The 12,335-nt window shown below is 62.8% G+C and carries 11 protein-coding genes; 5 read left to right on the plus strand and 6 right to left on the minus strand.

What is annotated here, in order from left to right; translation table 11 throughout:
- Nucleotides 1-32: 32 nt before the first annotated feature.
- Complete coding sequence (locus tag EOA13_RS04160; RefSeq protein ID WP_127289904.1) at nucleotides 33-2,420, plus strand: polysaccharide biosynthesis tyrosine autokinase; 2,388 nt, start codon at nucleotides 33-35, stop codon at nucleotides 2,418-2,420.
- Between the two features lie 74 nt (nucleotides 2,421-2,494).
- On the opposite strand, the gene EOA13_RS04165 is transcribed toward EOA13_RS04160, so the two are convergent.
- From EOA13_RS04165 to EOA13_RS04175, 3 genes are all read right to left on the minus strand, one after another.
- Nucleotides 2,495-3,253, minus strand: a complete 759-nt coding sequence (locus tag EOA13_RS04165; protein WP_127289906.1) for a metallophosphoesterase family protein — start codon at nucleotides 3,251-3,253, stop codon at nucleotides 2,495-2,497.
- Nucleotides 3,254-3,501: 248 nt separating this feature from the next.
- A complete protein-coding gene (locus tag EOA13_RS04170) occupies nucleotides 3,502-4,584 on the minus strand; it encodes an acyltransferase (protein ID WP_127289908.1) in 1,083 nt (360 codons plus the stop codon).
- Between the two features lie 115 nt (nucleotides 4,585-4,699).
- Nucleotides 4,700-6,607 (minus strand): propionyl-CoA synthetase, encoded by a 1,908-nt coding sequence (locus EOA13_RS04175; protein ID WP_127289910.1) that lies wholly within the window; start codon nucleotides 6,605-6,607, stop codon nucleotides 4,700-4,702.
- Nucleotides 6,608-6,817: 210 nt separating this feature from the next.
- Between EOA13_RS04175 and EOA13_RS04180 the strand changes: the two genes are divergently transcribed.
- The 4 genes from EOA13_RS04180 (at nucleotide 6,818) to EOA13_RS04195 (ending at nucleotide 9,738) form a co-directional block, all read left to right on the plus strand.
- Complete coding sequence (locus EOA13_RS04180) at nucleotides 6,818-7,600, plus strand: DUF2259 domain-containing protein (RefSeq protein WP_031213397.1); 783 nt, start codon at nucleotides 6,818-6,820, stop codon at nucleotides 7,598-7,600.
- Between the two features lie 244 nt (nucleotides 7,601-7,844).
- Nucleotides 7,845-8,330 carry a PqqD family protein gene (locus EOA13_RS38520; RefSeq protein ID WP_245490296.1) on the plus strand — a complete coding sequence of 162 codons (486 nt, stop codon included), beginning with the start codon at nucleotides 7,845-7,847 and terminating at the stop codon, nucleotides 8,328-8,330.
- On the plus strand, nucleotides 8,330-8,764 hold the full coding sequence (locus EOA13_RS04190) for a lasso peptide biosynthesis B2 protein (RefSeq protein ID WP_127289912.1): 435 nt from the start codon (nucleotides 8,330-8,332) through the stop codon (nucleotides 8,762-8,764). The genes EOA13_RS38520 and EOA13_RS04190 overlap by 1 nt, the downstream gene beginning before the upstream one ends.
- Entirely contained in the window at nucleotides 8,761-9,738 is a 978-nt protein-coding gene (locus EOA13_RS04195; protein WP_127289914.1) for a serine kinase, read from the plus strand. The genes EOA13_RS04190 and EOA13_RS04195 overlap by 4 nt, the downstream gene beginning before the upstream one ends.
- Before the next feature lie 7 nt (nucleotides 9,739-9,745).
- On the opposite strand, the gene EOA13_RS04200 is transcribed toward EOA13_RS04195, so the two are convergent.
- The 3 genes from EOA13_RS04200 to EOA13_RS04210 form a co-directional block, all read right to left on the minus strand.
- A complete protein-coding gene (locus EOA13_RS04200) occupies nucleotides 9,746-10,765 on the minus strand; it encodes a nucleotidyltransferase family protein (protein WP_127289916.1) in 1,020 nt (339 codons plus the stop codon).
- 63 nt (nucleotides 10,766-10,828) lie between these two features.
- Nucleotides 10,829-11,815 carry a dihydroxyacetone kinase subunit DhaK gene (gene dhaK, locus EOA13_RS04205; RefSeq protein ID WP_127289918.1) on the minus strand — a complete coding sequence of 329 codons (987 nt, stop codon included), beginning with the start codon at nucleotides 11,813-11,815 and terminating at the stop codon, nucleotides 10,829-10,831.
- Nucleotides 11,816-11,904: 89 nt separating this feature from the next.
- Nucleotides 11,905-12,327, minus strand: a complete 423-nt coding sequence (locus EOA13_RS04210; protein WP_127289920.1) for a hypothetical protein — start codon at nucleotides 12,325-12,327, stop codon at nucleotides 11,905-11,907.
- Nucleotides 12,328-12,335: the final 8 nt, after the last annotated feature.

Raw genomic sequence — 12,335 nt, forward strand, 5'->3', positions numbered from 1 at the left:
TGCGATGGACCGGCTCTAGAATTGGACCGAAGATGAATTATGCCAATTTTCCTCTCGACAAGAGGATGCCATTGCCGAATTCGGACGCAGGAGACGGCGAAGACTTCATCGATATCGAGCGGCTGCTTGGCATGGCCGCACGGCAGGCCAAGGTGGTTGCCGTGTGTGCCGTCATCGGTCTCTTCCTGGGCCTGTTCTATTTGCAGACAACGCCGCCCAAATATCAGTCGGTCGCCAGCGTGCTGATCGACGAAGGCTTGAACAAGATTGTCGACGATATCTCGGCGGCGTCGACAACCATGCAGACCGATTCCGCCATCCTGAGCCAGATCGAGATCCTGACCTCGACGCGGCTTGCCGCCGTGGTCGTCGACAAGCTGAAGCTCGACCAGAACGACACGTTCATGAATCCGCCCCAGTCGGCGCTTGCCCAAGGCATAGGCCTCATCCGCAGCGTGATCCAGTATGTCCGCCCAAGCCCTTCCCTTCCGGGTGGTGCCGACTTCAGCAAGCTCGACCCCGCCGCCCGCGATGCGCTGATCGCCACGTCGCGCCGCGACTACGCTATCCTCAAGCTGCAGAACGAGATCCGGGCGGAACGCGTCGGCCGAAGCTACGTCATCGCGCTCGGCTATCAGGCGACGGATCCGGCCTTGGCAAACGCCATCACCAAGGCCTATGCCGATGCCTATCTCGCCGATCAGCTCGATGCGAGCTTCGATGCCACCGAGCGGGCTGCGGTCTGGCTGCAGGGCCGGTTGACGGAGTTGCGCCAGAGTTCGCAGGCAGCTTCGCTCGCGGTTGAGAAATTCAGGGCCGAACATGGGCTGGCCGCCAACAGCGATGGCCAGCTGATGAGTGACAAGCAGCTTTCCGACCTCAACGCCCAGCTTATCGTGGCGCAGGCCGACACCGCGCGCGCCAGCGCCCGCTACCAGCAGTACAAGGCCATTGTCGACAGCGGCTCCGAAAACGCCTTCAAGGATGCCGCCATCTCGAGCGACCAGCCAAGCAGTTCGGTCATATCGGCGCTCAAGACCCGCTACCTCACAGTGGCCAAGCGGCTGCAGGACGTCGAGGCGAATTTCGGCCCCGAGCACCCGCAGGCGGTGGCTCTCTCCAAGGAGAAGGCCGACATATCGACGCAGATTTTCGGCGAGCTGAAGCAGCTGACCGAAAGCTATCGCAACGAATATGAGGTGGCGCAGGCACGCGAGACCGCGCTCAGGGCCAACGTCGCGGCCGCGCAAGGCAAGAGTTCCGTCGACAACCAGACGCAAGTCAAGCTGCGTGAACTCGATCAGCAGGCGACGGCGCTCACCACGCTCTATCAGACATTCCTGGGTCGTTACGAGGAAGCCGCGCAGCAGCAATCCTTCCCGGTCGGCAAAATCCGCATCATCTCGGACGCCTCGATGCCGTTTGCCGCGTCAAGCCCGCGCACCATCGTCGTGCTCGGACTTTCGCTGGTGCTTGGCCTGCTGATGGGCGCCGGCTTTGGTGGGCTGAACGAGTTCAACGAACGCTTCTTCAGGACCGGCGAGGACGTGCGCGACCGCGTCAACCTGAAATTCCTCGGCTATCTGCCGACGATCGGCGGCAAGCTCGGCAAGGAAGAAAAGCCGGGTGAGACCCAGGTAGACGCCAAGACCACCCAATCGCTGTCGGCGGCCGAAAGGCGGGCGCGCATGCGGGTCAGCATCGATTCTCCAGCCTCGATGTTCTCCGAAACGCTGCGCAGCGCCAAGATCGCCTTCGACGTCGTGATGGAAGGCCAAGGCAGCCGCGTCATCGGCATCATCTCGGTGCTTCCCGGCGAGGGCAAGTCGACGGTCGCGGCAAATCTCGCGGGCTTGCTTGCCGCCAATGGCGCCAAGACGCTGCTGATCGACGGCGACTTGCGCAATCCCGGCCTCAGCCGGGGCCTTGGCATGGAAGCCGAACAGGGCTTGATGGAAGCGGTTGTCAGCGGCCAGACTTGGCAGTCTGTCGGCAAAATCGACAGGCAGACGAAGCTGGCGATCATCCCGGCGGTGCTGCGCGGTCACTTCTCGCATACCAGCGAACTTCTCTCCTCGGCCGGCATGCGGCGCTTCATCGAGAACGCCAAGGAGACGTTCGAATACATCGTCGTCGATCTGCCGCCGCTCGGACCGGTGGTCGACGCCAAGGCCTTCGCCCCCTTGGTCGACGGGTTTGTCCTGGTCACCGAGTGGGGGCGCACGCCTCGCGCGATGGTCAGGTCGATGCTGGAATCCGAACCCTATGTCGCCAACAAGATCGTCGGCGCGGTGCTGAACAAGGTCGATTTGAAGAAACTGGCCAAATACGGATCGTTCGGTGGCTCGGAAAAGTTCTTCGATAAATATTCGAGCTACTATCTGGAAAAGTCGGAAGTGCGCGGCAAGGCGCCGGTCTGACATCGGTCATTGCGCGCGTGGGGCCACTTTGAGGTCTATCGATCTTCAGGTCAGCACACCTGAACATCGATGCGTCAGGAGAAGATCAGCCTGCCTTGCTTGTCGGCGATCCTGACTGCGGTCAGGCGTCCGCTCTGGAAGGCGGCTGTGTCGATGCCGAGCCGGCGCCCTTCGAGCTTCGGGACATCCACCGGCGTATGCCCGTGCACCACCCAGCGGTCGAGCAGGTGTGTTGCCTCGAAGAAGTCCGAACGGATGGTAATTAGGTCGTGGTCGGTTTGCGCCGCAAGGTCGACGCCGGGCCTGATGCCGGCGTGGACAAACACGAACTTCCGCGAACGGACCATGATCGGCAGCCCGCGCAGGAAGCTGACGTGATCCTCTGGAATGATCTCCCTTATGCGCCTGTCGATCTGCGCGCTGCTCCCGTAGAGGCTGGTGAGGCGCGCCGGATCAATGCCGTAGGAAAACAGGGTTTGCAGGCCGCCCGTCGCCAGCCAGGGCTCGCGCGACAAATGTCCGTCGAGATAGTTCAGCATGGCCACTTCGTGGTTGCCCGCAAGACAAATGCGCTGAAACCCTTTCGGCGCCGGCGCCAGGAGGTGATCGAGCACCCGCGCCGACTGGAGCCCCCGGTCGATGTAGTCGCCAAGCATGACAATGATCTTGCGGCTCTGGAAGCGCAGCGAATCGAGCAGGATGTTCTGCTCCAGGGCGCGGAGTTCCTTGTAGCAGCCATGCACGTCGCCGATCGCGTAGACAACGGCATTCTGCATGTCGATATCGAGGCGCGGACGCGCCGCGATGCGGGGTTTTCGCTGGAACAGGGTCACGTGCGGGGCGTCTCGAGGCGAACTCTCATGCGGAAGGCATAAGCGCCTGATATCATGCCCGAAACGGAGAATTCCGCAATCGTGGAAAATGCAGCCGCGCCGGGTCGGGACCGCCAATGCATGTCGCCCAAAAATGAGCTCGGTTTTGGAAGAACGATCTGTGGAAACAAAGGCCTGAAGCGGGCCTGAATCCGCTCAGGCGCGACATGCTTTACGTCGGCCGTCCGGCCGGTAATGCCGGATCGTCGTCAGGCTGCCTTGAGCCGATAACGGAACACGGTGTGGTCGAGCAGCAGCCGGATGCGTGGTTCGGCCTCGATCGCCACCAGCCAGCTTGCCGCGATCATCGTCGCGCCGACGACCGCCATCGAGAACAGATGTGGCAGACCGGCGCGGACCAGGATGCCGAGCAGGGCCGCGCCGACGACATCGTGCAGCAGGTAGAGCGGATAGGTCATCAGCCCGATCCGGCGCCAGCCGCTCCAGGAAAGGTCGAGCCGCAGCGACCATGCCATCAGCGCGATGCCGATGAGGAAGATGAGGATCGGCGGCGCGAACGGCATATCCCGCCCGACCTTCAGGATATGAACGTCGACCGAACTGGCGATCTGCAGCACACTACCGGCCAGGAACAGGGCGCAGAAGGCAAGTCGGGCGCCTGTCACCGCCTTGAAGCGCATCAGCCACAGCATGACGCCGGTGGCGAAGAAAACGCCGTGATGCACCAGCAGCAGGTCGAGTGTGCGTGTTTCGGCAAGATCGGCCCAGCCGAGCGGGTAGTAGAGGCACCAGAACAGCGTGCTGACCAAGCCGATGGCAACGGCCACAATCTCCATCAGATGGAAGCGGCCAAGGCTGAGTAAGATCCAGACGATAGCATAGAAGGCGATCTCGATGCCCAGCGTCCAGTAGACGCTGTCCACCCAAGGCGCGTACGGAACGAACAGGCCGGTGCGTAGGAGCCTGATAACGGCATCGGTCGGCCAACTGAGGCCGACAAGCAGCAGCACCACCGCCGTGACCGGTGCGCAGATCCAAACCGCCGGCGCCAGCCGTTTCACCCTTGCTTCGAAAAACTGTAGGGGTGTCGACCTTTCGGCGCTGAAGGCGATGACGAAACCGCTGATGACGAAGAAGATCTGGACGCCGACCCAGCCGGATTCGACCCAGGCGCCTATTGCCGGCTGCGGGGGAACGCCGCCCGTCGCGCGCGCCGAAACACCGTCCGGATACGCCCACACCCAGAAGCCATAGTGGTAGACCATGACCATGACGGCGGCGAGAAAGCGCAGGATGTCGACGCCGCCAAATGTAATCTTCTTTTGAGCCATGCGACCTTTGTCGATGGCCCCCCGCAAGCACTGTAGGGCGCATTGCTGCGTTGCACAATAAAAGATTGCTCGTCGATCCGAAAAGCGGCCTCGACAAGCCAAAGCCTTCAGCCGCTCAAAGGCCGATCCCACGGTCCTTCAGGGCCTTGGTGATCTCCTCGAGGATGATCGGATCGTCGATCGTCGCCGGCATGGTCCATTCTTCCTTGTCGGCGATCTTCTGCATGGTGCCGCGCAGGATCTTGCCCGAACGCGTCTTGGGCAGGCGCTTGATTGTCATCACTGTCTTGAAAGCGGCAACCGGGCCGATGCGTTCGCGCACAAGGCCGACCACTTCATTCTCGATCAGGCCGACGTCCCGCGTCACACCCGCATTCAACACCACGAAGCCCAGCGGAACCTGGCCCTTCATGGCGTCGGCAATGCCGATGACCGCGCATTCGGCGACATCGGGATGGGCCGAAAGCACCTCTTCCATGGCGCCGGTGGAGAGCCGGTGGCCGGCGACATTGATGATGTCATCGGTGCGAGCCATGACGTAGAGATAGCCGTCCTCGTCGATCATGCCGGCATCCGCCGTCTTGTAGAAGCCGGGGAACTCGTCGAGATAGGCTTGGCGGAACCGTTGATCGGCATTCCACAGCGTTGGCAGGCAGCCCGCCGGCAGCGGCAACTTGACCACCACATTGCCCAGCGTGCCGCGCGTCACCTCATTGCCACCATCGTCGAGCACTCGGATGTCGTAGCCGGGCATCGGCACGCCGGGCGAGCCGTATTTCACCGGCAGCAGGCCAAGGCCGGCGGGATTGATCGTCATCGGCGAGCCGGTTTCTGTCTGCCACCAATGGTCGACCACAGGCACACCTAGCTTCTGCTCCGCCCATTTGATGGTTTCCGGGTCGGCGCGCTCGCCGGCAAGAAACAGCGTGCGGAATTTCGAGAGGTCGTGTTTGGCAATGAACTCGCCCTTCGGGTCCTGCCCCTTGATGGCGCGGAATGCGGTCGGCGCGGTGAACAGCGCGACCACGCCATGCTCCGCTATCACCCGCCAGTAGGTGCCGGCATCGGGCGTGCCGACAGGCTTGCCCTCGAACAGGATGCTGGTGCAGCCATGCAGCAGCGGTCCGTAGACGATGTAGGAATGGCCGACCACCCAGCCGACATCGGACGCCGCCCAGAACACCTCGCCCGGCTTGACGCCGAACTCGTTTTCCATCGTCCATTTCAGCGCGACCATATGGCCGCCATTGTCGCGCACGATGCCCTTGGGCTGGCCGGTCGTGCCCGATGTGTAGATGATGTAGAGCGGATCGGTGGCCAGCACCGGCACGCAATCGACATTGGCGCCCGCGGCCCGCTCGCGGGCGACGGCGTCGGCATAGTCGATGTCGAAATGCTCCTTCAGCTCGCAGCGCAACTGGTCGCGCTGCAGGACCAGGCAGGCGTCCGGCTTGTGGCGGGAGATCTCGATCGCCTTGTCGAGCAACGGCTTGTAGGCAACGACGCGGCCCGGCTCCAGGCCGCAGGATGCCGAAATGATCAGCTTCGGCCTGGCATCGTCGATGCGGGTGGCAAGCTCATGCGAGGCAAAGCCGCCGAAGACCACCGAATGCACGGCGCCGATGCGCGCACAGGCCAGCATGGCAATGGCCGCCTCGGCCACCATCGGCATGTAGATGATGACGCGGTCGCCCTTGCCGATGCCGCGGTTCTTCAGCACAGAGGTGAGTGCAACCACCTCGCGCTTCAGCTCGGCATAGGTGAACTTCCTGACCGTTCCTGTGATGGCGCTGTCATGGATCAGCGCGATCTGATCGGCGCGCCCGCCTGCGACATGGCGGTCGATGGCGTTGTAGCAGGTGTTGCAGGTGGCGCCGGTGAACCAGCGGCCATAGACGCCGGCCGCGGCGTCGAACACCTTGTCCCAGGGCGAATACCAGTCGATGCCGGTGGCCGCGTCCGCCCAGAAGCGCTCCGGGTCGCGCTTCCAGCCTTCATAGACCTCGTGATAGCGTGAAGCCATCGGTACCTCCCCGGGAAAAGTTTTTCTTCCTTCCAGATAGCGCGCTCTAACCTTCGCCGCAAATCCACGCCATTGTGGCGACGGCATCGACCTGGCGCTTGGGGGCAAGCAGCTATGAATTGCGAGACAGGATTGGGGTTGGTGATGTTTGCTGCTGTGCGGTTCATCGGGCGCTTTGCGCAATCATCGGTCACGGGCGCCCTACTTGCTATGTCCACCGGAACCGCTGAAGCCGGCGATGCCGCGGCACGGCACATCATCGGCTTTTCGCCGGATGGCGCTTATTTCGCCTTCGAGCAATATGGAACGCTCGACGCCGGTGTCTCGGACTCCGGCTGGTCGCAGATCGATATCATCGATACCCGTACGGATCAGGTGGTTGGCGGCAAGCCGATCCTCGTCGTCGACGAGACGGAGGAAGCGACACTGACCCTGGAGCAGGCGAGGGCGCAGGCCGCCGCTCAGGCAGCGCCCGTTCTCGCCCAATATGCGATCACATCTGTGGCCGAGCAGGCCGCTTCCGACAAGTTTACCTTCCCGGGCGAAATGGTTGCCTACAACGACATCTCCCGCCTCGAACAGGTGTCGCGGAAATGGCTGGCGCCGCTCCATGGCGAAACAGGCATTTCGACCATCCAGCTCGACGAAATCCTGGCGGCCAGCGCGACCGATTGTTCGGCGAGTTTCGATGCGACGCAGCAAGGCGACCAGGCACTTCAAGGGGAAAAGCCACTTCAAGGTGAGAAGGCAGGCAAGGCGCTCGGCTTCCGGCTGACGCTGCAAGGCCAGGATGGCAAGCCGATCAAGATCCTGCACGAGGACAAGACCGTGCCGGGCTCAAGAAACTGCCCGACCTCCTACAGCCTGTCGGAATCCTACCAATTCACCCCGGCCGGCAAGCCGGCGGTGATCGTCGTGCTGGTCCAGCGTTTCAGCCAGGGTTTCGAGGGGCGCGATCGTCGCTTCCTCGCGGTGACCGGGCAGCCACGCTGAGAGGTTGCGCCCAGGCGCCGGCAGCCGCTGTGTCTGAAGGTTGTTTCTAGATCGGCAGGGCCACAAGCATGAAGCCAATGCCGCCAGCGATCAAAATGGCTGTAGCCAGCGCTTTTCTGTGACGTTCGAAGCTCGTCGGAGCTCGCTCCCAATTGTAACGCATACGCTATCTCCCCAATACCCGGACAGGTTTTATCTTACTTAGGGGAAGAAATGCAACGTCCGCTGCCGGCAGGCCCGCTGCTTGTCACATTTCACCGATGACTATTTCTGGGACGAATGCGGCCGGGAAGACGCAACCGAGCAGGTTCTAACGCGACTGGGGCGGAGAATCTGTCAGCAAAGCCGTTGGTCCCGTGCACTCGGCTCCCATGATCGGCTGATAGACAGCGCTCCACCTCCGCGCTATCTGATTTCCGGGATGAGCGTGGCTTGGAGGGGCGTGGTGGAAATAGTCTCTGGAACCGTTCTGCGGCTAGCAGAGGATGCCTCCGTGCAGCATGTGGGCGATGGCGCAGTCGTGCTTTTGGCGCGCAGCGGCCAGCTTTATACATGCAACGGCACGACCGAAGCCTTTCTCGACAAGGTGGACGGCGCGCGCAACCTCGACCAGATCGTCGACCTGCTTTGCGAGGAGTTCGAGGTTGACAAGGGGACGCTCGATCAGGACATGGCGGCACTGGCCACGGGTCTGATCTCTGAAGGTATCCTCGCCGCGCCAGGTGCTTGATGGCTGACGGCCCGCTCCTGCGCGCTCTGTTTCGCTGCCATCTCTGGGCAAGCGCGCGGCTGATGCCGGTCCTTGTCACCAACCGGAGCTTCGAGGAGGTGCTCAAATGGGCGCCGCTCGCCTCGTCGACGCCCTATCGCGGTCTACCGTCCGCCTACATCGTCGCGAGCGTCAACCGCGCCGTCCGCCATCCCTGGCTGATGCGTGACCGCAGGTGCCTGAGGGAGGGTCTGCTAGGTCATCGTTTCCTGCGCCTAGCCGGTTTCGATCCGGACCTGCGCTTCGGCGTCAATCCGCAGTCGATGCAAGCGCAGCGCCTGGCAGCGCATTGCTGGGTCTGCCTCGATGGCAGGCCGGTGGTCAGCGACAAGCTTCCCGGCATGGTCGAAATCTATCGTCATCATGCCGATGCCGTAAAGGCGCGCCCCGCTTGACCAGACCTTCAGCCTGCTATGGCCTCAACGGCCTGATCCTGGGCATATCGGCCGAGCGCCCCGAGCTGTGGCAGGATTTCGACCGGATGCTGGGCAGCCTGCGTATCGCGGAACCCGTCGAGCCGGACTTTCGTCTCGAGATCGCCGAGACAGTCACCTTGGACGAGGCACCCAACGGATCCCTCGTCTTCGATGGCGAGGTGCCGGAGGATGGTCACTGCCGGATGATCGAGGATGGTGGTATCATCCATCTGGTCTTTCCCGAGCGTCAGACCGTTGCCATCAATGGCGTGGCGGGCTGGGCCGAACTCCGGATCCGCCCTGGCGCGAAAGCCGCGTGGACACCGGCAATGCTGGTGCTCGACGCCGCGCTCGACGCCGGTGGCCAGCATATGCTGCACACTGCCGGCTTGACGTTGCCGGACAGCGATGCGGTGGTGCTGATTCATGCTCCGAGCGGCACCGGCAAGACCACGACGTCGCTCGCGCTGGCAACACAGGGCTTTGGCCTCTGCTCCGACGACGCCATGATCCTGAATGTCGCTTCTGGCAAGGTCGTCGCCTGGGGCTTGCCGCGCGCCGTAAAAATCCACCAGAAGACTGCCGAAATGATCCCGCAGGTGGCGCGATGCCTTGGCCAGACGTGGGATCGCAACAGCGAACAGCCCGTCCCGCTTGAAAGGCTGAGTGGGATCGTTCGGGTCGAAAACGCGACCGCCCGGCCGGTGACGGCCCTCCTGCACCTGGCGCGTTCCGCCGACAGCCAGACCCGGCTCGTCGCCATGGCCGGGACCGACGCAATGGTGGCGCTGGCAGTGGACAATGTCCGCACGGGCATGACCGGGCTGCTGCCCATGCAGAAGCGCCGGCTGGCGACCATCGGCGGGCTGGTCAATGCGGTGCCGACCTTCCGGCTGGAGGTGGGTGCGCGCCCGGCCGACGCTGCGGCGCTGATCAGCGCCACCCTGGATTGACGTCAAGTCAGGCTACTTGCGGCCTGGCCTTGGCCAATCTCTGGATCCACCGGAAGGCGTCGCGGCGCAGGCGCGAGCCCAGTCTGTCCCTGGAATTGACGCCGAGCAGCGTATTCGTGGTGATCAACCGCTTGGCCAGCCGTATCGAGAGATCGGGCTTGATCCGGGCGGCGAGTTCAAGCGCTCGGCTCTCCTTGAACAATTGGCCCGTCACATCGAGCACAACAGCCAGTTCGAGTTCGATGCCGGTCATGCGGGCAGCATCGAACAGGCATGTTTCCGCTTCCGGCGACTGCAGCGCCCGCACCCCTTGCAGCACGTCGACGCAAAGCTGCAGCCGGTGGAATTTGTGGCCGCCGGCAGCGTGAACGATGGCGATCGTCAGAAGAGCCGCCGGCGTGTCGGTCGCCTCGCCGTCGATGGCGCGCAATTCAGGGAAACCCAGCGACAGGCGCCGCCGCATGCCGGTGTCATGCACGAGGTCGCCATGCAGTTCGACCAGCAGGCTGGAATTCTCCTTTTCGAGCCATTTGAATTCCTGCAATTCGTAGGATTCGGCCTCTTTGCTGCCAAGCTCGAAGCCGCATGCCGCGATCACCCGGTTTGCCCTGGCCAGATTGGCGGGTTCGACGAGGATGTCGATATCGGTGAACGGCCTGTCGGCGACGTTGCGGTAGAGCTTTCGCGCGAAGACCGGCCCCTTGACGATCCGCGCCGGAACATTGTCCGCCGCCAGTCCCTTCATGATGCGGTCGCCATGATACTTCAACAGCATCGACTGGCCGGTGGCGATCGTCGCTTTCTGGCGCAGGTCCTCCAGTTTGTCTCCCAGCTCCTGATCCGATGGGAGTTGCGCGTCGCCGCTGAGCTTGCGCAGCATGATCGGCAGGACGCCATGGAATTCGGCGTTGTCGAGCAGCGACATCAGCGTCTTTGCCGACAAATTATCGACGTCGACAGTCGGCGCTTCCGGATCTGCGTAGCGCAGCAGCAGCTTTTCTTCGGCAGGGGTAAGCGGTGGCAGCATCAACCCGGACAATGTTGCGATTGAAGGGAAAGATGTTGCAGAAAAGCAGGGTGGAAGCCAGCTTTACATACCCCAGCGCAGCGCTGCCGTGTGTACCGGCGCATCCCAAAATCCGGTCGTTTCGTCGTCGAGCATGGTCAGCGTGATCGAGCAGCCGGCCATGTCGAGCGAAGTGACGTAGGAGCCGACCAGCGAACGGGCCACCGTCACGCCATGCGTCTCGAAGATCAGCCGTGCGCTGTTGTACATCAGATAGAGTTCCATCAGCGGCGTGCCGCCGAAGCCGTTGACGAACAGCAGCGCCGGACCTTTCGCCCTGTCCCCGAGATCGCCCAGGATCGCGGCACAGATCTCCTGCGCGATCGCATCGGCGCTTTTCAACGTGTCGCGCCGGCGGCCGGGCTCGCCATGGATGCCGACGCCGAATTCCATCTCGCCGTCGCCGATGCCGAAAGTCGGCTTGCCCGCCGCCGGCACGGTGCAACTGGTCAGCGCCACGCCCATCGAGCGGGTAGCAGCGTTGACGCGGTCGCCCAGCGCCTTCAATGGCGCCAGCGCCAGGCCATGTTCGGCCGCCGCCCCAACGATCTTTTCCACCACCAGCGTGCCGGCGACGCCACGCCGGCCGGTCGTATAGGAAGAATTCTCCACGGCGACATCGTCATTGGTCACGATCTGCTGGACGCCTTCCGACATTTCGGCCGCCATGTCGAAGTTCATCACGTCGCCCTCATAATTCTTGACGATGAACAGGCAGCCGGCGCCGGTGTCGACGGCTTCCGCCGCCGCCAGCATCTGGTCCGGAGTCGGCGAGGTGAACACCTGGCCGGGGCAGGCGGCGTCCAGCATGCCGTGACCGACAAAGCCGCCATGCAGCGGCTCGTGGCCGGAGCCGCCGCCCGAGATCAGCGCCACCTTGCCCGGCCGCAAGGTCTTGCGCCGGATGAATTTGTGCGCGTCGCCAAGCACCAGGATGTCGGCATGGGCGGCCACGAATCCGTCGAGGCTCTCGGTCAGCACCGTGTCCACCGAGTTCATGAACTTCTTCACGATCGTCTCCTCCCGAAATAGGCCTTCCAAACAATTCCAGGAAAAGTGTGTCGCGTTTTTTCCGGAATTGCGTAAAACAAAGAGTTCGATCAGCTACCCTTGCCGGTGATGCTGGTGATCTTTTGGATGAAGTCGTTTACCGCTTTGTCGAGCGCGGCGTTCTGCTTGTCGTCGCCGAAATCCGGCACGATCAGCGAGACATGCCGCGTCTTGCGCATGCCTGATGCGATCGACATTTTTCCCGGATGCGCCTGATGGTAGGCGGCGAGAAACTGGTCACGCTCGGCCGGGCTGAAATGGCACACCGAAAATATAGCCGGCAAATGTTTTGACGGAATCGGGATCGAATAGGCCGGGCTGGAAATCTGCGTGACGAAGCTTCGGTGCTTGCCGAGCGCATCGGCCAGGCGCTGGCGCATGCCGGACGGGCGCTGGTCGATGACGTGCGACAGGATCGTCTTGTAGGCTCGGATCGCCTCTTCGGAACCGGGTTCGGGTGTCCTGTCGACCATGCCAGCCG

The sequence above is a fragment of the Mesorhizobium sp. M7A.F.Ca.US.011.01.1.1 genome, assembly GCF_003998295.1.
GTDB lineage: Bacteria > Pseudomonadota > Alphaproteobacteria > Rhizobiales > Rhizobiaceae > Mesorhizobium.